Source organism: Candidatus Poribacteria bacterium (genome assembly GCA_021295755.1).
Taxonomy (GTDB): Bacteria; Poribacteria; WGA-4E; order WGA-4E; family PCPOR2b; genus PCPOR2b.
Genome location: JAGWBT010000003.1, coordinates 77706 through 100042 on the forward strand (window position 1 = coordinate 77706; position 22337 = coordinate 100042).

Annotated in this window: 24 protein-coding genes; 23 read left to right on the plus strand and 1 reads right to left on the minus strand. The window is 48.8% G+C overall.

The genetic code is table 11. The features are described from left to right. Positions 1 to 22: 22 nt before the first annotated feature. From J4G02_01090 to J4G02_01200, 23 genes are all read left to right on the plus strand, one after another. Entirely contained in the window at positions 23 to 532 is a 510-nt protein-coding gene (locus J4G02_01090; protein ID MCE2393190.1) for a cytochrome c oxidase subunit II, read from the plus strand. Continuing rightward, a complete protein-coding gene (locus J4G02_01095) occupies positions 529 to 2376 on the plus strand; it encodes a cbb3-type cytochrome c oxidase subunit I (protein MCE2393191.1) in 1848 nt (615 codons plus the stop codon). Before J4G02_01090 ends, J4G02_01095 begins: the two co-directional genes overlap by 4 nt. Before the next feature lie 208 nt (positions 2377 to 2584). After that, on the plus strand, positions 2585 to 3727 hold the full coding sequence (locus J4G02_01100) for a COX15/CtaA family protein (protein ID MCE2393192.1): 1143 nt from the start codon (positions 2585 to 2587) through the stop codon (positions 3725 to 3727). Continuing rightward, positions 3724 to 4626 carry a heme o synthase gene (cyoE, locus tag J4G02_01105; GenBank protein ID MCE2393193.1) on the plus strand — a complete coding sequence of 301 codons (903 nt, stop codon included), beginning with the start codon at positions 3724 to 3726 and terminating at the stop codon, positions 4624 to 4626. The genes J4G02_01100 and cyoE overlap by 4 nt, the downstream gene beginning before the upstream one ends. A 320-nt stretch (positions 4627 to 4946) precedes the next feature. Next, positions 4947 to 5450 (plus strand): heme-copper oxidase subunit III, encoded by a 504-nt coding sequence (locus J4G02_01110; GenBank protein MCE2393194.1) that lies wholly within the window; start codon positions 4947 to 4949, stop codon positions 5448 to 5450. 268 nt (positions 5451 to 5718) lie between these two features. Further along, positions 5719 to 6135 carry a type II toxin-antitoxin system VapC family toxin gene (locus tag J4G02_01115; protein ID MCE2393195.1) on the plus strand — a complete coding sequence of 139 codons (417 nt, stop codon included), beginning with the start codon at positions 5719 to 5721 and terminating at the stop codon, positions 6133 to 6135. Between the two features lie 149 nt (positions 6136 to 6284). Then, positions 6285 to 6539: a hypothetical protein gene (locus tag J4G02_01120; protein ID MCE2393196.1), complete on the plus strand. Its 255-nt coding sequence runs from the start codon at positions 6285 to 6287 to the stop codon at positions 6537 to 6539. Between the two features lie 3 nt (positions 6540 to 6542). Next, entirely contained in the window at positions 6543 to 7187 is a 645-nt protein-coding gene (locus J4G02_01125) for a cytochrome c oxidase subunit 3 (GenBank protein ID MCE2393197.1), read from the plus strand. Positions 7188 to 7207: 20 nt separating this feature from the next. After that, positions 7208 to 7549 carry a cytochrome C oxidase subunit IV family protein gene (locus tag J4G02_01130; protein MCE2393198.1) on the plus strand — a complete coding sequence of 114 codons (342 nt, stop codon included), beginning with the start codon at positions 7208 to 7210 and terminating at the stop codon, positions 7547 to 7549. A 62-nt stretch (positions 7550 to 7611) separates the two neighbouring features. After that, complete coding sequence (locus J4G02_01135; GenBank protein MCE2393199.1) at positions 7612 to 8280, plus strand: SCO family protein; 669 nt, start codon at positions 7612 to 7614, stop codon at positions 8278 to 8280. Between the two features lie 110 nt (positions 8281 to 8390). Further along, the gene (locus J4G02_01140) at positions 8391 to 10094 is read left to right on the plus strand and encodes an FAD-binding protein (protein ID MCE2393200.1); all 1704 of its coding nucleotides are present in this window, start codon (positions 8391 to 8393) and stop codon (positions 10092 to 10094) included. A 79-nt stretch (positions 10095 to 10173) separates the two neighbouring features. Beyond that, the gene (locus J4G02_01145; GenBank protein MCE2393201.1) at positions 10174 to 11136 is read left to right on the plus strand and encodes a succinate dehydrogenase/fumarate reductase iron-sulfur subunit; all 963 of its coding nucleotides are present in this window, start codon (positions 10174 to 10176) and stop codon (positions 11134 to 11136) included. A gap of 98 nt (positions 11137 to 11234) precedes the next feature. Further along, positions 11235 to 12110, plus strand: coding sequence for a CoB--CoM heterodisulfide reductase iron-sulfur subunit B family protein (locus tag J4G02_01150; GenBank protein ID MCE2393202.1), 876 nt, complete (start codon positions 11235 to 11237; stop codon positions 12108 to 12110). 122 nt (positions 12111 to 12232) lie between these two features. Continuing rightward, entirely contained in the window at positions 12233 to 13621 is a 1389-nt protein-coding gene (gene fumC, locus J4G02_01155; protein MCE2393203.1) for a class II fumarate hydratase, read from the plus strand. A 97-nt stretch (positions 13622 to 13718) separates the two neighbouring features. Further along, positions 13719 to 15662: a universal stress protein gene (locus tag J4G02_01160; protein ID MCE2393204.1), complete on the plus strand. Its 1944-nt coding sequence runs from the start codon at positions 13719 to 13721 to the stop codon at positions 15660 to 15662. A gap of 39 nt (positions 15663 to 15701) precedes the next feature. Then, positions 15702 to 16400: a universal stress protein gene (locus J4G02_01165; protein ID MCE2393205.1), complete on the plus strand. Its 699-nt coding sequence runs from the start codon at positions 15702 to 15704 to the stop codon at positions 16398 to 16400. Further along, complete coding sequence (locus J4G02_01170; GenBank protein MCE2393206.1) at positions 16397 to 17290, plus strand: Mrp/NBP35 family ATP-binding protein; 894 nt, start codon at positions 16397 to 16399, stop codon at positions 17288 to 17290. The genes J4G02_01165 and J4G02_01170 overlap by 4 nt, the downstream gene beginning before the upstream one ends. 218 nt (positions 17291 to 17508) lie before the next feature. Beyond that, positions 17509 to 17811: a PCP reductase family protein gene (locus J4G02_01175; protein ID MCE2393207.1), complete on the plus strand. Its 303-nt coding sequence runs from the start codon at positions 17509 to 17511 to the stop codon at positions 17809 to 17811. An 82-nt stretch (positions 17812 to 17893) separates the two neighbouring features. Continuing rightward, entirely contained in the window at positions 17894 to 18403 is a 510-nt protein-coding gene (locus tag J4G02_01180) for a hypothetical protein (protein ID MCE2393208.1), read from the plus strand. 108 nt (positions 18404 to 18511) lie between these two features. Then, positions 18512 to 19813, plus strand: coding sequence for a radical SAM protein (locus tag J4G02_01185; GenBank protein MCE2393209.1), 1302 nt, complete (start codon positions 18512 to 18514; stop codon positions 19811 to 19813). A gap of 42 nt (positions 19814 to 19855) precedes the next feature. Further along, complete coding sequence (locus J4G02_01190; protein MCE2393210.1) at positions 19856 to 20269, plus strand: hypothetical protein; 414 nt, start codon at positions 19856 to 19858, stop codon at positions 20267 to 20269. Positions 20270 to 20356: 87 nt separating this feature from the next. Continuing rightward, on the plus strand, positions 20357 to 20851 hold the full coding sequence (locus J4G02_01195) for a hypothetical protein (protein ID MCE2393211.1): 495 nt from the start codon (positions 20357 to 20359) through the stop codon (positions 20849 to 20851). 319 nt (positions 20852 to 21170) lie between these two features. Further along, entirely contained in the window at positions 21171 to 21683 is a 513-nt protein-coding gene (locus J4G02_01200) for a tetratricopeptide repeat protein (protein ID MCE2393212.1), read from the plus strand. 183 nt (positions 21684 to 21866) lie between these two features. Here J4G02_01200 and J4G02_01205 read toward each other — a convergent pair whose 3' ends face one another. Beyond that, the gene (locus J4G02_01205; GenBank protein MCE2393213.1) at positions 21867 to 22067 is read right to left on the minus strand and encodes a cold-shock protein; all 201 of its coding nucleotides are present in this window, start codon (positions 22065 to 22067) and stop codon (positions 21867 to 21869) included. Between the last annotated feature and the right edge of the window lie 270 nt (positions 22068 to 22337).

The window sequence follows — 22337 nt, forward strand, 5'->3', positions numbered from 1 at the left end:
TACTCATTGTCTTCATCATTAAGTGGAGTACATTGAAGGTAGCACAACCCTTGAAATCGTATGGACTGCTGCGACCACCGTCATTGTGTTTGGACTTGCAATGTTGAGTCTGCCCCAATGGAACAAGATTAAATTCCCTTCCCAATTTCCCGGCGACCCCGGCGCTGTCGTTCAAGTGAGTGGGAAACAATTTAACTGGGATATGACTTATCCAGGACCTGATGGCGAATGGGGCACTGACGATGACTTAGTACTTGAGAACCAGCTGCATGTCCCGGTTAACGAGATTGTGCATATCAGGCTCACATCTATTGATGTTATTCATAGCTTCTTTGTCCCTCAACTCCGGCTCAAGCAGGATGCCCTTCCTGGAAGGTTTATAAACATGTGGTTTGAAGCGACGAAACCGGGTACGTATTTGGACACTCCGGGATGCTTGGATACCTTACCGTCCACACGGCTGAGGACTACGCAGCGTGGACAAATGAACGGTGGGGAGAATAATGAAAAGAAAGGAGTCAATATAGAATGAATGATCACGCACATGAATCTCATGATCATCATCATGAAGAGAGTTTTGTTCGTAAATACCTCTTTTCGCTCGATCATAAAATGATTGGCAAGCAGTTCCTGATCTTTGGTCTGGTTATGTTCATGGTTGGGGGCGGGCTAGCACTGCTTTTCCGTTGGCAACTCGCATGGCCCGACAGGCCCCTTCCCATCATTGGAGTCTCCAAAGCATATCAGGAAGAGGGCGAAGTCACAACCGCTGCAGACCGTAAATGGGAGGAACGGTTCGATGATGACAAAGAAACATGGATAGAGACGAACATGCCGGCCGGCGTAATAGACCCAGCATTTTATAATTCGCTGTTTACAATGCATGCGACTATCATGGTTTTCTTTGTGGTTGTGCCGCTACTTGTTGGCGCGTTTGGTAATTTCCTCATACCATTGATGATCGGGACCAGAGATATGGCTTTTCCTGTCCTGAATATGCTATCTTTCTGGTTCAACATGCTGGGAGGGGTTATCATGATGGCTGGGTTCTTCGTCCCCGGTGGGCACGCTGCTGCGGGCTGGACTGGATACGCACCGCTCTCTTCAGTCCCTGAGCTTAGCGGTGTAGATTGGGGACAGAATCTCTGGTGCATCAGCCTTATCGTCATGGGTATCTCCTCACTGATGGGGTCCATCAACTATATCACCACGATTATCAATATGCGAGCACCGGGGATGACCTGGTTCCGTCTCCCACTTGCGATTTGGGCGCTCTTTATCGTCGCTATTCTTCTACTGCTTGCATTCCCTGTGGTCGCTTCTGCGCTCGCACTAATCCTCTTTGACCGAATGGCGGGAACGTCCTTCTTTTTGGCGGAAGGTGGTGGCGACTCGTTGCTGTGGCAACACCTCTTCTGGTTCTTCGCGCATCCAGAGGTTTATATCCTCATTCTGCCCGGCATGGGCATGGCATCAGAGATGCTTCCTGTCTTTGCCAGAAAGCCCATCTTCGGCTATAAATCAATGGTTTTTGCCATGATATCGATCGCCTTTCTCAGTTGGATTGTGTGGGGACACCACATGTTCCAGAGTGGGATGAACCCTGCGCTCGGAGCGAGTTTCATGACCACAACCATGTTAATCGCTGTCCCTTCGGCAATCAAAACCTTTAACTGGATCGGCACCCTTCACCGTGCATCAATCCGATTCACGGTGCCAATGTTAAACACGTTGGCTTTTGTCTCGATGTTTGTTATCGGTGGTCTTAGCGGTATCTACATGGCGAACTCGCCAGTCGATATCTACATCCACGATACATACTACATTGTGGCGCATATCCATTACGTTGTCTTCGGTGGAAGCGTCTTCGCTATCTTTGGCGGCATCTTTTACTGGTTCCCTAAGATGTTCGGGCGACACATGAATGCGACGCTTGGCAAGATTCATTTCTGGATCACCTTCCTCGCCTTTAACGGTGTCTTTTTCCCGATGCACATCCTCGGTGTTGGTGGACACATGCGACGCATCGCCAACCCGACGCAGTATGAATTCTTACAACATATGCAAGGGATAAATGTGTTTATTACGATCAGTGCATTTATTTTAGGTGTGGCTCAAATTCTGCTGCTAGTCAACGTATTCTGGAGTATCTTCCGCGGGAAAGTCGCTGAACAGAATCCGTGGCAAGCAAATACTCTCGAGTGGCATGCACCAACGCCTGTCCCTCACGGCAACTTCGGAGCGATTCCGCAGGTGTATCACGGACCCTATGAGTACAGCGTTCCCGGTGCTGAAACGGACTGGACGCCGCAGACGGAGCCGAACGGCGAATCAGTGCACGGTGAACCCGTCCCTGCCGGAGCTAGTGCGGATTAAGATAATATAGGACGTAGAGAACGCAGAGCAAATACTTTTTCTCTGCGCTCTCTGCGTTAAGATTTTACCACTAACAACTCATTCTATTTTCTTGCATGGAAAGCCAAAGTATCTGTGCGATGGCTTCCAAAACCATCGGTCTAAAAGAGATCCCCAAATCTGTGTTTATCTGCGTCCTATCTAAGCCAAGGAGGTTGTTACTGGCTCAATGTATCGTCCATGGCTTCATAGACTTGCTGTACTTACCGCTGTAACGACTTTCATCCTGATCTGCATGGGTGGGCTTGTAACTAGCACGAATTCAGGGATGGCTGTCCCCGATTGGCCCACAACATTCGGATACAACATGTTTCTCTATCCGCTCTCTAAAACGGTCAGCGGATTCCTGTTCAGCGTTGATCCAAATCTCCAAGCTGATTTGGATACGGGCAATCTGTCCGTGGGGCTACGGAAGGCACTTGAAAAAAACGAGATTTCCGTATCAGAAAATGTTATAATTTCAACCGAAGAGCAGGGCAGTAAGTGGAGACTCGCAGATCGAAAGAATGAACGAACCTATACGCTGATTAAATCGGGCGAGCGGCTTGATGTATATGTTCATGGCGTGCTGTACGAACATAGCCATCGGTTGATTGGTTCTATCGTTGGTTTTCTGACGATTGCATTGATGGTATCAATCTGGGCGAAAGATAGGCGGAAATGGATGAAATGGCTCGGCGTTATCGCCCTCGTTGCAGTTATTGCTCAGGGGGTGATGGGTGGCCTCCGTGTTACGAATCTCAGTAGGGTTCTGGCTATCATACACGCCTGTTTTGCCCAAGCGTTTTTTGCGTTGACTGCAAGTCTTGCGTTGTTTACTTCGCTCAGTTGGTTGCAAATGTCGGCGAAAATTGAGATTACAGATGCTGCGCGCCTGAAAAATTTGAGTCTCATCACATTGGGACTTATCTATATCCAATTCATCTTTGGTGCCGTGTTGAGGCATACAGGGAATCGACTGGATGCCCACCTGCTTTTCGCGGGCCTAGTAACAATTCACATATTTCTCCTTTTGAGACGAATCTCGAAAAATTATCCGGAAAATCCAGCCCTTGTTCGTCTTATTTTGCTGTTGAGTGGTCTGCTTGCCGTACAATTGACTTTGGGTATCGGGGCATACCTCGCCGAGTTCACCGCTTTTGGCGAAGGCGTGCCTCCTGTTGCCGGTGTAATAATCACAACGGCCCATGCTGCCATTGGTGCTTTAATGTTGGTTGTTTCTGTCGTACTAACACTGGACGTTTTTCGATTCACAAGTAGATCAGAACCTGTTGCAAGTCGAAGTATCGTTTCCGATGAGGTGTCTGCATGATATCAACAACAGAGACGCTAGGGGTTGACCTATCCCAAATGAGTCGTCGAATGTCGGCTCTTGTTGAACTGACAAAGCCACGGCTCGTTTCGATGATACTGATTACAACATCAGCCGGCTTTTATATTGCCTCCTCGCAACCGCTTAATTGGTTGCAACTAATTCACACCATCGTCGGCACGGGGTTATCAGCAGCGGGCGTATTAGCGCTCAATCAGTACCTTGAACGTGATCTGGACGCCCAGATGGTGAGAACGTGCCACCGCCCGCTGCCGGATCAACGTCTTCAACCGACGACAGCCCTGTTTTTTGGGGTTTTATTGACCGTCAGCGGTTTGCTCTATATGGCATTTTCCGTGAACGCCCTAGGCGCATTGGTCATCTCTGCTATCGTTGTGACGTATCTGTTTGTCTATACCCCACTGAAGCAGAAAACATCGCTCTGTACTGTTGCAGGTGCGTTTCCGGGGGCGTTACCACCTGTTATCGGTTGGGTTGCAGCGCGAGGGACACTCAATATCGAAGCGTGGGTGCTTTTTGCAATTCTGTTCCTTTGGCAACTACCACACTCGCTGTCAATCGCGTTTATCTATCGTGAAGAGTACGCCCAAGCTGGATTCCGTTTGTTGCCGGTTATCCATCCTGACGGCAAGAGCACGAACAGACAGATTGTCATCAACTGTCTTGGACTTCTCGTTGTAGCGCTACTGCCTACGTTAATAGGTATTGCTGGTATCATTTATTTTTTCGCCGCGCTTACGTTGAGCATCATCTTTCTTGGATTTGGCATCAACCTATCTATTTCTCGATCGACCGTAGCAGCAAAACGATTGCTGTACGCCTCATTGATGTATCTGCCGCTTGTGTTTCTGGTCATGGCACTCGACAGATTGGTATAATGGCATGGGGGTATCAAATTTAAATGAGTGCTAACGAAAAACAGGGTCAAAACCGACGGATCGGTTGGTTCTTATTCGCGATATTTATCATCCTATTTATTTGTGCAACGATTCTCGCAATCGTCAAAAACTAATGTATTGTGATCGAGGTTTTCTAGCCTCGATTGTATCGCAATAAAGATTTTCCACCTTTTTTACGTTTCATTTTTTTACCGACGATGAATGAACTAGAACACACATCATACGAACGTGCGGAAGAGGAAAACCGACCAATCAGCAATGCACGGTTAGCTGTGTTGGTACTCCTAGGAGCCGAAATCATGTTTTTCGCAGGGTTGATCGGGACATTCCTTGTATTCCGTTTGGGGAGTGTCACTTGGCCCCCCCCATCGCAGGCTGATGTTCGTTTGCCCATTGGTGTGACTGGACTGAATACAATCGTCCTGCTCTTGAGCGGCTATACAATGTTTCAGGGGCTACGAGCCATTCGGCAGGATCGTCAGAAAGAACTCAGAAACTGGCTGTTCGCGACGGGACTTCTTGGTGTAATTTTCCTTGTGGTGCAAGGCTCTGAATGGGTCCGTTTAGTGCATCACGGTTTTACACTTTCATCGGGGGTATACGGCTCAGTCTTCTATGTCCTCATCGGTTGTCATGCTTTGCATGTTCTGATAGCAGTTTTCTGGCTGTTAGCGGTTTTCGCTCGGGCAATAGCCGGCCGGTTTTCTGCGAATCAATACGTTGGAGTTGAAGTTTGTGCAATTTACTGGGCGTTTGTTGTCGTGTTATGGCCCCTTCTTTATATTCTTGTATACTTAATCTAAATGGAGTTTAGCGGAGAGCAGGACCTCTCTAGCTCCCTGGAGATTCAGAAATGACAGCCATACCCAAAAAAAGGCACCAATCAAAAAAGAAAAAAGCTCTTGATTCGATAAATGAAGAAACCGTTGTGCAATGTCAGTCGCAAAAACCGATTTGGAAAGTTGTTGCTGATATTGGGTCACAGATTCCCTTGGCAACGTGGGAAAAAGTCCCCGATGATGCTTCAATTAATTTCAAGCATTATCTTTACGGGGAACCCAAAAGGAACGCATGAATGCCGTATTTGCTGATGCGGGATATTGGATTGCGCTGTTCAATCCTCGCGATCGGTTGCATGACATAGCAACTGCTGTGTCTCAAACTATAGAGAATCGATCCATTGTTACCAGTCAGTTGGTGTTAATGGAATTCCTCAATTACTATGCCTCACTGGGTCGGATATTTCGGCAACGGGCAGTAGAAGTCGCGAGAAGTCTTCAACAATATCCGAACGTTGAAGTTGTCCCTTTGTCTGATGAACAGTTTGAAGCGGCATTGACTATGTATGCTCAGCGGCAAGATAAAACATGGGGGCTCATCGACTGTGCATCATTCCTCATTATGCAACAACGGCGTATTACAGAAGCACTTGCCTATGATGAACATTTCAGGCAAGCAGGTTTCATTCCTTTATTACGCGAGAATTAGATGAAGGGGTACCTATCACGTCGGTGTGTCTGACAAGTTTTTCCAATGCAGGTCGGGATTGTTGGAAACGGTACGGCGTCAAAACTGATTTTACAGTATGCAAATTCGTATAAGTCGTTATCTTCATTTCGCGAGTAAGGAGATTTCTTATGATTCGTCGATATTTTTCACTCATAGTAGGGATTATGGTTCTTGCGTTGCTGATACCAACAGTTGTGGAAGCCTGTCCCTCATGTAAGACGATTGATGACCCAATTGTTCAGGGCTTTAAGTGGAGTATTCTATTCCTTATGGCAATGCCCTATATTGTTTCCGGCCTAATTGGCGGTGGCGTGTTCTATGTATACTACCGCACACATCGGGCCGGTAATCGTAAACCACCTTCAAATGTGAAAGGAGTGTGAAAATTGGAAGAAACTACAACACTCGATCATTCCGCAGATGTCTACGAACCATCCCTCACGCCCGATAGTCTGGGCAAGCTGGGGATGTGGCTCTTTCTTATTAGCGATGCGATGTCCTTTGGTGCGTTGCTCGCTGCCTACGGTGCCGTGCGCGCCGGTGCAGCGGAATGGGCACCCCCAGCCGAAATACTCGGCATTAACCTCACAGCGGGCATGACCTTTCTGTTAATCTGCAGTAGTGTTACGATGGTCAAAGCCCTTGAAGCTATCCAGAACGGTAACCAATCGAGGATGTGTACCTTTCTCGGCTTGACGATTCTGGGTGGACTAATCTTCCTAGGGCTGCAAGCGTATGAATGGACAGCACTAATCAAGCACGGTCTCACCCTCACCACAATTCCTCATCACGGGTTGACTGGTGCTGAGATTTCCGGCTCGGTGCTTTTTGGTCCAACTTTCTACACTATTACAGGTTTCCACGGTGCCCACGTCACCGGCGGGGTCATCTACCTTATCGTTATCTTGATTAAGGGGCTGCGAGGAACATACACAGCCGAATATAACCACAAAGTTGAGATTTTGGGGCTATATTGGCACTTCGTTGACCTAATCTGGATCATGGTCTTTACTTTTGTCTATCTACTGTAATCACCGAATGGAGAATCAAGATGGAACACGCTCATAAAGAACATCCGAAATACATGAGAATATTTTGGATTCTTTTCGCACTCACAATCCTTGAAGTCGCTGTCGCCATGCCTTTTTTGAAGGCGGTTTTGGGGCAGACTGCGACTGCACTCCTGCTAATTGGTATGGCATGTTCTAAAGCGGTTTATGTCGCGCTCTATTTCATGCACCTGAAATTTGAGAAAAGAACCTTGATGATCATTGCGCTGACACCATTTATTATCTGTGTTTTTCTCGTGTTTATGCTGCTTCCGGATCTGATGGACGATGCTCGCCATGAGGGAGCTAAAGCGGAATCTCAGGTCGTTGATACATCTCGCTAATGTAAAAAGTAACGCGTGAAACGTGAGATTTTTTATGTTGCACGTATTAGGGTTTATGCCTTATGTCTATGGAAGCCGAAGTCAAATCTTCAGAACAGGACGCTAGACCCAGTGACCGTATGCTGCGCGGACTTCTCTGGGGTGTGTTAGCCCTCGTGATTGTTGGCATCTTGGGTGCCAATTTCTGGACCTTCGTTCATCAAAAGTCCAGCACAACTTCTGAGTCGGCAACTTCGTTGTCAGAACTCGCGGCTCATGGACAACTGCCGGACTTTTCCTTGACTGATCAGCTTGGTGCTTCCTTTGCGTTGTCCGATCTCCAGGATAAAGTTTGGGTCGCCGATTTCATCTTTACCAGTTGTGGGACAATCTGTCCGCCAATGACGATTGAAATGGCACGTCTTCAAGACGAATTTGCCGCGGGGGACCTCCATTTCGTCTCTTTCTCCGTAGATCCAGAACAGGATACCCCTGAAGCTCTCTTTCGTTATGCAGATTACTATGGGGCAGACAGCGATCGTTGGTCGTTCTTGACCGGACAGAAAGAAGCTATCTATCAACTGGCTCAAGATGGTTTTAGCTTAGCAGCCGGTCATCGTGGAAGCGAAATCCTTCACAGTACCCGGTTTGTGCTCGTTGATCGAAACCAGCAGGTACGTGGCTACTACGATAGTCGGAGCAAGGCACATCTCCAACAACTTCGCCAGGATATGCAAACCCTGCTCAGGTAAAATCCGTTGTGGTTTCCAGATTGAGCCTGCTACATACTTGTGCCTCTAGGCACCCATTAACGCTGGCTTAAAATGCGTTCCTAAGTAAAGAAAGGATACAGGAAAGGTTTATGATTGAATACGATGTGCTCGTTATTGGCGGCGGTTTGGCGGGGATGAGTGCTGCCCTGCATGCGGGAGAGGCCGGTGCGAGCGTGGCAATGGTGTCCAAGGTTTACCCAACCCGCTCCCACTCGGCTGCTGCACAAGGTGGTATTAACGCAGCGCTAGGGATTGAAGACTCGTGGGAGGTTCACGCTTATGAGACCGTCAAGGGCAGCGACTTCTTAGGCGACCAAGATGCCATCGAAATCCTTTGCCGCGACGGTATTCAGGATGTCTTCGCTCTTGAACATTGGGGCGTTATTTTTGACCGCAACGAAGAGGGAAACATCCACATGCGTGGCTTCGGCGGAACTGACAAGAGCCGTACGTGCCATGTCGGTGATATGACCGGGCAGACCATTTTGCACGTCATGTATGAGCGCCTGCTCAGGATGAATGTCAAATCCTACGATGAATGGTTCGTGACGACGCTGCTCATGGAAGAAGGCGCATGCTGTGGTGCCGTGGCGATGGATATAACGAGTGGCAAGTTAGAAGTCTTTAAGGCGAAAGCGGTCATTATCTGCACCGGCGGTTGTGGACGGGTCTACGAGCCAAGTACCAATGGGCTTATTGTGACGGGCGATGGGTTGTCTTTAGCCTACCGTGTTGGTGCCCTGCTTATGGACATGGAGATGGTACAATATCATCCGACTACACTTCCTGCCAACGGCTTTCTCATCACGGAGGGCGCGCGCGGCGAAGGCGCGTATCTGCTGAACTCCGAGGGCGAACGGTTTATGCAGGAGGAACGCTACGGCGCAACAACATTGGAGGAAAAAGCCTCGCGCGATGTGGTCTCTCGCGCTGAAACAATCGAAATCCAAGAAGGACGTGGGATTGATGGCTGCGTGTTGCTCGATTGCCGACACATCAAAGACCGTATTTTAGAAGCTTTTCATCAAATTTCTGAACTCGCAATTGATTATGCTGGGGTGGACATTACGCAGCAGCCCCTACCGATTCGACCAGGGATGCATTATATGATGGGTGGCATTAAGACCGATATAGATGGGCGCTGCTATCGACATAACGGCGATGGGTCAGAACCACTGCCCGGCTTGTACTCGGCCGGTGAGGCTGCCTGTGTCTCAGCACATGGAGCAAATCGACTCGGAGGCAACAGCCTGCTGGACTGTGTTACATTTGGCCGGAAAGCGGGGGTACATGCAGCGGAATATGCCAGCAGCATTAACTCCCCCAATATCTCCGAAGCGGTCACTGGGGTGGAGGAGCAGAAAATTAGTGACCTCTTTGCCCGCTCGACGAACGAGCGTGCCCCCGCTCTGCGACTGGAAATGGGCGAGATTATGCATACCTTCACTGGTGTGTTTCGCGAAGAAGCCGGTTTGCTTGAAGCACAGCGCAGAATCCACGCTGTCCGTGAACGTTTTCCAGAAGTTTCTGTTCACGACAAGGGTAGAGTGTTCAATACCGATTTGCTAGCTGTTTTAGAGCTGGACTTCATGTTCGATTGTGCTGAAACGATTATCGCTAGTGCCCTTGCGCGCAAAGAGAGCCGCGGTGCCCACACCCGCACCGATTATCCTGAACGGGACGATGAGAACTGGCTTAAGCATGTGGCTGTCTACCATACCCCTGATGGACCTGTAGTTACCTATCTGCCGGTAACGATTACAAAATGGCAGCCAGAGGCACGCCAGTACTAAGGTGTAATATATAAAGCTTAGAGAGTAAAAAGTCAATAGACGTTTAGACACATTACTCACGACGTACAGGAGATAAAGAATGATAGAAGCCAATTTGAAAGTATACCGTTACGACCCGCAGACAGCCCAGGAACCGCATTATGATACCTATGAAGTAAAAGAGTTGCCCGATTTTGCAACCGTGCTGGATGCGCTCATCAAAGTCCGCGAAGATATCGACGGCACACTGGCAATGCGCTGTTCATGTCGCAGCGCGGTTTGCGGTTCATGTGCCTTTCGGGTCAATGGACACGCGAAGTTGGGCTGCAAGACCAAAGTCTCAACGCTTGCACCTGACGGTGAGGAAATTTGTGTTGAGCCGATGGGCAACATGAAGGTGATTAAAGACCTTGTTACTGAAATGGATATCTTCTGGGATAAATTGAAACAGGTGAAACCGTGGATTGAGACAGCAGGGGAACCGCCAGAACGTGAGTATCAGGTCCCACACGAGAAGATGGTCGAACTGCAACAACCGATGAACTGCATCATGTGCGGCGCGTGTGTGAGCGATTGCACAGTGCTGGAGGAGGATTCAAACTTCTTAGCCCCGGCGGCGCTGGCGAAGGCGTACCGCGTGGTCGGCGATCCTCGCCACGGTAAAACCACAGAGTGGTTGACGGATCTGAGTGAAGAGGGCGGTATCTGGGATTGCACGCGGTGTCTGGAATGCGTGGAGGTCTGTCCGAAGGATGTCGCACCAATGGACCAAATTATCAAGCTGCGCGAGCAGGCAATTGAGGAAGGGTTGACCGACAACATAGGCGCGAAACATGTGCTTCACTTCACCGAAAGCGTAGCACATACCGGCGTCCTCGATGAGCGTATGCTACCGATAAAGGCTGCCGGTTGGGGCTGGGCCGTTAAGAACGCAGGTATTGCGATCAAAGCAACCCTGAAAGGGAAAATCAAACCCCTGTTGCCCGGTTCGCACCCTTCAGTGACAGAGGTCCAGGATGTCCGGCGCATTCATGAAGAATTGGAAGCAGGAAAAAAGAAATAGCGGACTGAAGGAAAATCACGATGAGAAAGTGATCCTCGAATTCTGAGAATACCTTTTACGTCTCACGTTCTAAATTATAATTGATACCGGAGGATATAATGAGAGTTGCCTACTTCCCTGGCTGTGTTGCCAAGGGAAACTGTCCAGAACTGAACCAAGCCACCAAAAGGATTGCGCCCTTAATTGGTATTGAGTTGGTCGAATTGACCGGTGCCCCTTGTACCGGCGCAGGTGTGCTTCAAGCGCAGAATCCGGTCCTTGCCGACACATACAACGCCAAGACCCTTGCGCTCGCGGAGGAGCTGGACCTACCGCTGATGACGGTCTGTTCGACCTGCATCGGTTGTTTACGCAAAAGCAATCAGAAACTGTCCGAGGACGAGGGGTACCGGGCAGAGGTCAACGCGGTGCTTAAGTCAGGTGGTCACGAGTATCATGGGGGTGTAGATGTCACCCACCTTCTCTATGTCCTTATCAAAGAACTCGGTCTGGATAATCTACGCGGCATGGTCAAAAAACCGTTGACCGACTTGCGGGTCGCGCCGTTTTACGGCTGCTACATTCTGCGTCCTGCCAGCATCATGGGGATTGACGACCCCGACAATCCCACTTCGATGGAACGCGTGATTGAAGCGTTGGGTGGGACTCCAGTGGACTACTACGGCAAAACACGCTGTTGCGGTTTCCCGATCGGACTTGAGAACGAAGAAGCGTCATACAAAATGGCTGGGAAGCATATTGGCGAGGCGAAAGATAAGGGAGCGGATTGCATGGTAACGCCTTGTCCGCTCTGCCACATGAACCTTGATCTCCTGCAGCCCGGCGTCAGTCAGGTAGTTAAACGTCAACTTGATATGCCGGTGTTCCATCTGCCGCAAATGATCGGCTTGGCGCTTGGCTTGCCACCAAAAGAGTTGGGCCTCAGCAAACACATAGTATCAGCCCAAAGCGTACTAGCAAAGGTAGGGGGATAGGTGAGTGTTGTAAGAATCTTCGGAAAGCACTAAGCGGTTCATTAGCCTTCTCACACGCTTGAATCAACGGATTGCCGACAATCGTGCAGAACCATATCACCAGAAGTCACTTGGAGAGGTAAATGCAAACAAGAACTGAATCAGACAGCATGGGGAAGATTGAGGTCGCAACAGATCGGTATTGGGGAGCACAGACCCAGCGTTCATTGCAGAACTTTAAGATTGGCGGGGAACGTTTCCCGCGTGAGATGATCTGGGCACTCGGTATTGTCAAACAATCTGTCGCTGAGGTTAACGCCGAGTTAGAGACGCTAGATACGGATCTGGCTGAAATTATCATCAAAGCCGCACAGGAAGTAATTGATGGCGATCTGGATAGCCATTTTCCGCTGGTTGTTTGGCAGACCGGCAGTGGCACCCAAACCAACATGAACGTCAACGAAGTGATTTCAAACCGTGCCATCGAAATGCTTGGTGGCGTCCTCGGCAGCAAAGAACCCGTCCACCCCAACGACCACGTCAACAAATCTCAATCTACCAACGATGCTTTCCCAACGGCTATTCATGTCGCTGTCGTCGACCGGATTCACAATCACCTGATTCCTTCGGTGACTGCCCTGCGCGATGCGCTTGCAGCGAAAGCCGAAGCCTTTACGGATATTGTCAAGACCGGACGCACCCATCTTCAAGACGCTACCCCGTTGACGTTGGGACAGGCGTTTTCCGGATATGTTACACAGTTAAACAATTCGCTTCGCGCAATCGATCACGCACTACCACACCTATACGAACTGCCAATCGGTGGAACGGCGGTCGGCACAGGATTGAACACCCATCCCGACTACGCAACGAAAGCCGCCGCTGCAATCTCGAAGCGCACCGGATTTTCCTTTGTTACTGCGCCCAACAAATTTGAGGCTCTCGGCGCTCGAGATGCTATTGTCGAGGCAAGCGGTGCGATCAAAACCCTAGCATGTGCGTTGAACAAAATAGCGAACGACCTACGTTGGCTTGGCAGCGGTCCTCGCTGCGGCATTGGCGAGCTCCTGTTACCAGAAAACGAGCCGGGAAGTTCGATTATGCCGGGGAAAGTGAACCCGACACAATGCGAAGCCATGACAATGGTTTGCGCCCAAGTTATCGGCAGCGACACGACAGTTGCTATCGCAGGTGCATCGGGCAATTTTGAACTGAATGTGTTTATGCCCGTCATCGCTTTTAATGCGCTCCAATCCATCCGCCTACTTGCGGATGCCTGTGATTCGTTCAATGAAAACTGTGTCGTCGGCATTGAGCCAAATCGAGAAAAAATCCAGGAATACCTGAACGACTCATTGATGCTCGTTACAGCACTTAACCCCTACATTGGCTATGACAATGCAGCACTGGTTGCCAAAACTGCCCATCAGGAAGGTAAAACGCTACGGCAGACTGTGGTCGAATTGAATCTGCTGAGCGAGGAAGAGTTTGATCGAGTGGTTATTCCTAGCCAGATGATTGGACCAAAGTAAAACGGTGAAAATTAACACGGCCAAGAGACATCGTAGATAGAGCAAAGATCAAAAAAACATAATTTGTTAATGGAAAATTGACATTGGAGGGAGAAAGATGTTCAAAAAAATCTATGTACCTGTTGACAACTCGGACCATTCCGATGCGAGCGTCAATTTCGCTGTGGAGTTCGCCAAAAAATTTCAATCGCAACTCGTCGGCTCTCACGTCTATGCGGCGAAGATGCACGATGTGCGCTTCAAACAGATGGAGTACACGCTTCCCGAAGAATATCAGGATGAAGCCGAGCTTGAAAAACAGCGCCGGATTCATGACACATTGATTACGATGGGACTTCAGTTGATCTCCGATTCGTATTTGGAGGTCATGAAGAACAAGTGTGCTGAAAATGACATTCCCTTTGAAGCCAAGATGCCTGAGGGCAAACACTTCATCAAATTAGCAGAGGACATTCAGGCAAGCGATTATGACCTCGTGATCATGGGTGCCCTCGGTATGGGTGCCGTTAAGGATAGCCTACTCGGCGGCGTGGTTGAACGGGTTGTGCGACGTATTGAGACCGATACCCTTGTCGTCCGAAATATTGAGGAGATGCACGAACAGAAGGGGCATATCCTCGTCGGGATCGACGGCAGCCCCGAATCCTTCGGCGGACTGAAGACGGCAATACGAATGGGCAAGGAGTTTGGTAGACAGGTTGAGGCAGTTGGTGTTTACGACCCGTATCTCCACTATGTGGTGTTCAACTCGGTTGTCAGCGTCCTAACCGAGCGAGCTTCCAAAACCTTCCGATTCAAAGAGCAGGAGCAGCTGCACGAGGAGGTCATTGACACCGGACTTGCCAAAATTTATCAATCCCATCTAGAGATTGCCCGGACCATCGCTAAGGAAGACCACAACTACGACCTCAAAATTACCTTGCTAGACGGGAAAGCGTTTGAGAAGATCCTACAATATGCCCGAAAAACCGAACCGTGGATGTTAATGCTGGGCAGAATCGGTGTTCACAGCGATCCCGACATGGACATCGGCAGCAACACCGAAAACTTACTGCGCCTTGCTCCGTGTAATGTGTTCCTATCGAGCCAGCGGTATGTCCCAAAAGTTGATGTCAGGGCAGAGGAGACGGTGGTCTGGACACAGGAAGCCTTGGATCGGATGGCTAAGGCACCGCCGCAAGTGCAAGGTATCGCACGCACCGCTGTCCACCGTTTCGCCATTGAGCGTGGACACTCTGTGATTACGGAGAGCGTCATAGAGCAGGCAATGGACACCTTTATGCCGGGACGTTCGGCAGAACGGATGACCAAGGTTGCCAAAGAGATTGCAACGCAAACGGTTTTGGATTCCAATGCCATTAAGACCTACATCTGTGGGGATTGCGGCTATGCCGCCCGTGACCAACAGCCGGTGAAATGTCCCGTTTGCGGCGTGGACGGAGATCAATTCCAGATGGTTGATAAAGATTCTCTCCAGAGGGTTGCGGATCAAGAGGGCGGCGTCAGTGAAGAACAGACCTTCGACGGTGTGCGTCTCCAATGGTCGGATCAAGCGAAAAAGGCTTTGCGCAATGTCCCAAGAGGATATATGCGTCGCAACGTCAAAGCGCGGATCGAAAAATCGGCACGTGTCCAAAAAATCGGTACAATCACCAACGAGTTTGCGATGCAGATTATCAACGAGAGTATGGATCAAGCTTCCGCTGTCCGTGAAGACGCGCCTGAACTGAAAGCTGTCGCGCAGTCCCGTGAGTCCACTGATACTTCCCAAGGAGAAATATTTGAAAGTCCGCTTGAATGGACTTCAGATGCCCGTGAACGGCTGAACCTCGTGCCCGCTGGATTTATGCGGAACATCACGCAATCCCGTGTCGAGCAGCGAGCGCAGGAAGCCAACCTTACAACAATCAACCTAGATTTCGCAGCGCAGGTGATTGAAGAAGGACGAAGTCTGGACAATGAGGTGCTTGGAACTTATTACCAGCAGGGTGAAGACACTACTGAAACGGAGAGCGATGAAGAGGAAGCGACGCAAGCGTAAAATCACGCCTTGAATGTCAATTTAGATCGGAGTTTGCCAATGCCCCCCAGAAATCCTTTACATTTTGCGGAAATCCTTGTGTGTCTCGATGACTCAAACTATTCTCAGGCAGCGGTCGAATATGCCACCCAAATCGCTCTTGACCATGACGCATCACTGACCGGTATCGGAGTAATCGATCTGCCGGGTATCCAACGTTCAAGCGGTCCCGCGCCAATTGGAGCGATGCACTACGATCGACTAGCTGACCAGCAACGCTTCCAGGAGACGCGGGAGGTAGTGTCTGGGGTCCTTGAAAATTTTGGGAAAACCTGTCAGGAAAAAGAGATCCGCCACTCCATCCATTCAGAGATGGGTAGCCCATTTCGGGAAATTATCGAAGAATCAAAATTCCACGATTTTATTATCATTGGGCAGAAGACCTTTTTTCGGTATAGCGTCAGACACGAACCGGGTAACACCCTGGATCGAATCCTTCATAACGGGTTGACGGCGGCCCTTGCAGTCCCCGATTCTGTCAGACAGATTAAAAAAGTGCTTGTTGCTTATGATAACAGCGTCCAAGTTACCAAAGCAATTCAGATGTTTCTTCTGCTTCATATCTGGAATCAATGCGACATCACCCTCCTGAATGTCAACAACAATGCAAGTCGTGGAATACAGTTGCTCGGCAGGCTCGGCGATTACTTCTGTAGGTATGGGGTACAGACAGAGAAAGTCCAAAATCGAAACGTATGAAAACCTACAAAGACCTCCCCGCCGATGGCGGTTCTAACATCGTTGGACAAGTGACACAGCAAGTCAATCGTTTGCAAAAACGGCTTGCATCAGTCCACCACACTGTTGCTATCATGAGTGGCAAAGGCGGTGTGGGCAAGAGTTCAGTCACGGCAAACCTTGCTTCGGCACTTAGATTGCGTGGGCACAATGTTGGTGTGATTGACGCTGACATCAACGGTCCTTCGATTGCTAAAATAATGGGGGTGAGAGGCCAGCGAATTGATTATGGTGACGATGGTGTAAAACCCGCTCTCAGTCCGCTAGGGGTCAAGGTGATGTCGATGGATCTATTCCTCAAGGACGACGAAACACCAGTCCTCTGGGAATCCCAAACACAGAAGGATGCCTTCACTTGGCGGGGGACGATGGAAATGAGTGCTCTCCGCGAATTTCTCTCTGATACTGAATGGGGAACGCTTGATTATTTGCTGATTGATCTTCCACCCGGCGCAGATCGATTGCCAAATATCGTCGATCTCCTGCCAAATCTTAGCGGAACGGTTGTTGTCACAATTCCTTCTGGAGTGTCACAGCTTGTCGTCAAAAAATCGCTGACGATGGCAAAGAAACTACTTAACGCGCCGGTGATCGGCATCGTCGAAAATATGGCCGCTTATGTGTGCGCCGATTGTGGTAAAACCGAAGACCTGTTTCCGTCGGGACACACCGAGGAGATGGCACGTCAATTCGACATCCCTCTACTTGGTAAAATACCTTTTGATCCGCGCATCTCTATTGCAGCGGATGAAGGCAGTGTGTTTGTCGATCAATACGAAGATACTCCCGCAGGACAAACGTTTTTCCGCATCACAGATGAAATTCGGATGTTCTTGGAACGGAAAATGTAACGTATAAATGGAGTCAACCAATGAAATTCTTATGTCTTGAATGTAACACAGCGATGGAATTTAAGGAAACAGCGACGCCGGATCAAGGTTCGTTGACGGCGATCTTCGAGTGCCCAGATTGCTTCGCTGAGTTCGCAATGCACATGAACCCGTGGGAAACCCAGATGCTGAAATCCCTCGATGTGCAACTCGGTGGTAAAAGCGAAGCAGCACAGCCGATGCAGGTCGTACGTTCCTTCTTGAGTGAAAAGAACCCCGAAAATCTGACCTCCGAGGCACCTACAGCGTCCACGGAAGGTGGTGGGAAATGCCCGTTTACATCAGTTGTATCGGAAGCGTTTCAGGAGGCGGAGGCGAGCGGACCGGTATGGACACCAGAAGCATTAACGCGTTTAGAGCGCGTACCTAGTTTCGTCCGCTCAATGGCGAAAAACAGCATCGAAGAGTTCGCCCGCGAAAATGGACACACCGAAATCACCACCGAAGTGATGGATACTGCACGCGGTGACTTTGGAATGTAGGAGTTGATCATAGGGAAAGCGAAAGGGATTTTTCTCACACAAGTTGCGATAGACCCGCCATCGTATCCTATTTCACTCACTTATGGCTCCAATTGTCGAACTGTTCATCCGATGGATACATTTTACCGCCGCAATCGTTTGGCTTGGCGGAATCTTTTTTTCTCTCAGCGTCGCAACTCCGATTCTGAGAAAGCATTTTCAAATCCTTGAAAGTGTCCAACATACCACCACGATCCGGAATCGTCTGCGGCACGTTATCCGATTCACAATCCACATTCTCCTGATTACCGGTGCGATGAACCTGTTCATCGTCGGATTGAACACGCAGATGCGCTTTTCTCAGGACTACGGCTATTTTGTCCTTTTTATTGTAAAACTTGCCTTTGTAGGATTGATGACGCTTTTTCATAGCCTGCATATCGCAGTTTTCAATCGAAAATTAGAGTCAGCGGTGACAAACCCGAATTTCGATGCTTCAGAAGTCGCCAAGCTGCGAAGGAAAGTAGACCTATTCGGAATTTTGACTATCTTTGCTGGACTTGTTGTCTTTGCATGCTCCCTGTATCTCCGCCAAATGATAGGGGGCCAATAAGGCTGAAATTCACGTCAAAACATGTGGACTGGTGTAATCAAAAACTCTGCGTTCTCCGTGTCTCTGCGGTGAAATACATGACAGCATATCAAGTTTTAAGGAACACTCATGGAAACGAAAGTCCAAGCCGTTTCGTGGAATATCACACGGCTATGCAATCTCAAATGTACACACTGCTATCTCCCCGCTGGGTTTGTTGATACCAACGAGTTTCCGAGCGGATATTATCGAGATACAGAGTTGACTCAATCCCAGTGTTTTCGCGTGATTGATGAGATTGCCGAAATCAATCCCAATATTCTCCTCATTCTCACAGGTGGTGAACCGTTGCTGCGGCCTGATATCCTGAAAATATCAGATTACGCGGCCCGCACCGGATTCTTAGTGGTGATGGGCACAAACGGCGTTCTGCTGAACGATGAAACGGTTCAGAAGATGAGCGACCACGGTGTCGCTGGCGCAGGCATCAGTTTGGATGCTGTGGATCCGGTCAATCACGACAAGTTCCGAGGCATGGACGGGGCTTGGGAAGGCACGATGAACGGCGTCGAAGCCCTTAAGCGTGCAAACCTCGATTTCCTTGTGCAGACTTCCGTGACGCGCTGGAATTACGACGAAATTCCACAAATTGTTGATTTCGCCTATGAACTCGGTGCGAAGGTGTTCAATCTCTATTTCCTCGTGAGAACTGGCAGAGGAAAAACAGTGATGGATATCACTCCAGCTCAATATGAACGTATGCTCTCAACGCTCTTTGAATTGCAAGCGAAATATCGAGGCAAAATGCTTGTTGCGGCGAAATGTGCGCCACACTACAAACGGGTCATCTATGAGCAACAATCGGATTCCCCATTCCTGCAAGCCTATCCGAGTGGCACCTGCCCCTGTGGTATCTACTACTGCCGCATCACACCTGAAGGCGATTTGACACCGTGCCCATACATGCCGGTAAATGTCGGGAATCTGAAGACTGAAAGTTTTGCGACCCTCTGGAATCAATCGAAGGTTTTTCATGAACTACGAGATCGGAAATTGTTGGAAGGTAAGTGTGGTGCCTGTGAATTTCGAGACGTTTGCGGCGGTTGTCGCGCCCGTGCTTATGCCCTCACCGACAACTATCTCGCTGAAGATCCATCCTGCGAATACCAACCGGGACAGGCGGGAAATCAAAACATCCGTTTTGAAAAAACGACGCCCTTTGCAGCTGAAACCGACTACGAGTTACAATGGACAGATGCTGCACAACAAAGATTACAGCGTGTCCCCTCCTTTGCACGGGGGATGGTCACCAAAAGCGTCGAAAAATACGCCCGTGAGCACGGCTACAATGAAATCACGCCGGAAATCATGAAAGCTGTCAAGGATCGGTTTGATAAAACGGGCATTCCGTCCTTCAGACCCCGGCGGTAAACTATAGCTGACAGACATATTTTCAATTGAGGAGAGAAAATAATGAGCAGTGAAAATAAAGTTGAAGAACGATTATCTGCGGTCGAAGACCGGTTGAATCGCTTAGAAGATCTACTAGTTGGTATCAGTCAGAAACTGGATCAGAAACCTCAACCGACGGCAATTGATGAGGAGAAAGGGGAAGCATTCAAAGGTTGGGTGACCGATTACGTGTCCATGCGCTTGCAGCAACTCGTACCAGAGACGTGCGACCATCCCGCCGAAGCGAAAGCGGGAGAAGGCCCATTTTTGGGTAACACCTCAATCCGTTGCACGGAGGAAGTCGTTCACCGTGTCAAGCGAATCCCCATCCCATTTGTTCGAGAGATGGTTGTCCAGCGTGTTGCTGACAATGCACGGCGGGCGAATGTAGATGTGGTCGAAATTGATTTCTTTGAAAAAGCGGCAACCTTTTGACAATGCGAAGCAACGGAGGAGTTTCCTCTGCCGCACTTCCACTGGGAGGATTTTTTAACATCTCCTCTTTGAGATGATGCCGATCCCATGTCAACATACCCACTCGATGAAAATCAACGGGAAGCCTATCAAGCCTTAGCCGCTCACATCGATTCCGGGGCTAAGGGCGGGACGGTATGTCTCGTCGGAGAATTTCAGTCCGGTAAAACAAATTTAGTCAAGCATCTACTCAAGAAAAAAATTGGTAACTCTACAGATTACTATGTAAACCTAAATCTGTATCTGCTTGATGAATTAGACAAGCAGCGGGGATCAATCGCATACGCCGGCGCGAAAGCGAAAATACACCTCCTGATACAGATCGCAATTGAAGATCTGCTAGACAAGCATTTCCAAACGCACAATCTCCTCGTCCTTGATGCTATTGAAATGGTATATTCCTACGAGCTCAATCTCGTTGCCATTACCGATCGCTTTGCCCGCGATGGTAAGTGCTGTATCATCTGCGTGCCTGAAAGCGAAAAAAATAATTACCACTTCGACTTTAGTTGGGAACTTGCAGAGGCGATCCGAATCAACTGAAAATGGAATTGGGACTGTTTATGAAGCTGCTGTGAGGCATCGGTAGAACCGCTGCTGTCTATCGCTCCAGTCTCTTTGCCTATTTGTGCGGGGCTATCTGACTTTGGTGTTGACTGAAATTGCGAAATGTGATATAGTTATTTAGCAATGTTATAATTGATAACCTTCCTTGATATTGAGGTGGCTTGATACAGAGAGCAACGCGAGGACGACCTAAGTAAACACCAAGGATTAGAGATAAACTGTAAGCGATCGGATGCTCGCGAGTGCTAACATCAAGCCTGCACAACCCACCTATACCACCAGATTGGAAAGATTCATGAGTAAGCAAGCTGAAATCGCCAACGACCGAGCCATTGAATATTGGAAACAGAATCGCTTTGACGAGGCAATTGCTCAATGGGAAGAAATCGTTCGTAAAGATTTGAATCTTGCGGAGATACACTATAACCTTGGAAATGCTTACATGTACCAAGGCAAAATTGAGAGTGCGATCGACGCATTTAAGCGAGCGCTATCTATCGATCCTACCCTGCCTGAAGCGTACAACAAGTTGGGAATTATCTGTTACAAGCAAGGCAATGCAGGACTGGCGTTCGCCTGTTGGAAGCAAGCATTAGTGATTAATCCGGACTTTGAAGAAGCACGCCGTAATATTGGATTAATCCAGAACGCTCCCCAGTTTGATGTAGAAGACGAAATACCTGCTTACCAACATGTAGCGGAGGGTGATGCAACAGGCGATGCAAACGCTAGCATTGAGGATAGCGACGACCTACCCACATGGAAAAATAAAATTCGTCAGGGTTGGGGCGCATTCCGAAGAAAATGAAGCGGCTTCCATGATAAGAGAGTAATCGAAACAATGCTGATTTGGCTCGATTTTTTAAGAGCATCAAGAGCTTCTCAGCTAGTTCTCTACCCTGCATTGATTCTGTCTAGCCCAATAAAAAAAGCCCTCAATTGCTTGAGAGCCTTTTTTTCCCCGGTTTTATCCTTGTTAACTTTATCAATTTTAGATTTTTCTAACTTCTTCGGCTTGGAGTCCCTTCTCCCCTTCCACAACGTTGAACTCGACCTCTTGTCCCTCATCAAGGGTTTTAAAGCCGGTTCCTTCAACGTTGGAATAATGGACGAAGACATCTTGTCCTTCATCAGTTACAATAAATCCGTAACCTTTCTGATCACTGAACCATTTCACTCGACCTGTTGCCATCGGTGTGTACCTCCTTTCCTAAAGATTCAGAACTGCAAATGAAAATCAAGTCTTAGCGCAAGAGGTACAAAATATAGCATATGGCCGGGGAAATGCTTCCATTTGAACCTAACACCACTTCTCTAATCCATTGTACAGTTACGTATAAAATTATACTTGATTCAAAATAGGAATGCAAGCAAGAATTCTAGTGAAAAATCATTTAACAGCGAATTTGATCTCGAATTTACGTAGGATGAGTGCTTTCTGAAGGTTTTATTGCGCTCAATT

Bases quoted from the DNA above. Each gene is read 5' to 3' on its own strand.
- J4G02_01095 (MCE2393191.1), top strand. From the start codon at position 529: ATGAATGATCACGCACATGAATCTCATGATCATCATCATGAAGAGAGT.
- J4G02_01100 (MCE2393192.1), top strand. From the start codon at position 2,585: ATGTATCGTCCATGGCTTCATAGACTTGCTGTACTTACCGCTGTAACG.
- cyoE (MCE2393193.1), top strand. From the start codon at position 3,724: ATGATATCAACAACAGAGACGCTAGGGGTTGACCTATCCCAAATGAGT.
- J4G02_01110 (MCE2393194.1), top strand. From the start codon at position 4,947: ATGTTTTTCGCAGGGTTGATCGGGACATTCCTTGTATTCCGTTTGGGG.
- J4G02_01115 (MCE2393195.1), top strand. From the start codon at position 5,719: ATGAATGCCGTATTTGCTGATGCGGGATATTGGATTGCGCTGTTCAAT.
- J4G02_01120 (MCE2393196.1), top strand. From the start codon at position 6,285: ATGATTCGTCGATATTTTTCACTCATAGTAGGGATTATGGTTCTTGCG.
- J4G02_01130 (MCE2393198.1), top strand. From the start codon at position 7,208: ATGGAACACGCTCATAAAGAACATCCGAAATACATGAGAATATTTTGG.
- J4G02_01135 (MCE2393199.1), top strand. From the start codon at position 7,612: ATGTCTATGGAAGCCGAAGTCAAATCTTCAGAACAGGACGCTAGACCC.
- J4G02_01140 (MCE2393200.1), top strand. From the start codon at position 8,391: ATGATTGAATACGATGTGCTCGTTATTGGCGGCGGTTTGGCGGGGATG.
- J4G02_01145 (MCE2393201.1), top strand. From the start codon at position 10,174: ATGATAGAAGCCAATTTGAAAGTATACCGTTACGACCCGCAGACAGCC.
- J4G02_01150 (MCE2393202.1), top strand. From the start codon at position 11,235: ATGAGAGTTGCCTACTTCCCTGGCTGTGTTGCCAAGGGAAACTGTCCA.
- fumC (MCE2393203.1), top strand. From the start codon at position 12,233: ATGCAAACAAGAACTGAATCAGACAGCATGGGGAAGATTGAGGTCGCA.
- J4G02_01160 (MCE2393204.1), top strand. From the start codon at position 13,719: ATGTTCAAAAAAATCTATGTACCTGTTGACAACTCGGACCATTCCGAT.
- J4G02_01165 (MCE2393205.1), top strand. From the start codon at position 15,702: ATGCCCCCCAGAAATCCTTTACATTTTGCGGAAATCCTTGTGTGTCTC.
- J4G02_01170 (MCE2393206.1), top strand. From the start codon at position 16,397: ATGAAAACCTACAAAGACCTCCCCGCCGATGGCGGTTCTAACATCGTT.
- J4G02_01175 (MCE2393207.1), top strand. From the start codon at position 17,509: ATGCAGGTCGTACGTTCCTTCTTGAGTGAAAAGAACCCCGAAAATCTG.
- J4G02_01180 (MCE2393208.1), top strand. From the start codon at position 17,894: ATGGCTCCAATTGTCGAACTGTTCATCCGATGGATACATTTTACCGCC.
- J4G02_01185 (MCE2393209.1), top strand. From the start codon at position 18,512: ATGGAAACGAAAGTCCAAGCCGTTTCGTGGAATATCACACGGCTATGC.
- J4G02_01190 (MCE2393210.1), top strand. From the start codon at position 19,856: ATGAGCAGTGAAAATAAAGTTGAAGAACGATTATCTGCGGTCGAAGAC.
- J4G02_01195 (MCE2393211.1), top strand. From the start codon at position 20,357: ATGTCAACATACCCACTCGATGAAAATCAACGGGAAGCCTATCAAGCC.
- J4G02_01200 (MCE2393212.1), top strand. From the start codon at position 21,171: ATGAGTAAGCAAGCTGAAATCGCCAACGACCGAGCCATTGAATATTGG.
- J4G02_01205 (MCE2393213.1), bottom strand. From the start codon at position 22,067: ATGGCAACAGGTCGAGTGAAATGGTTCAGTGATCAGAAAGGTTACGGA.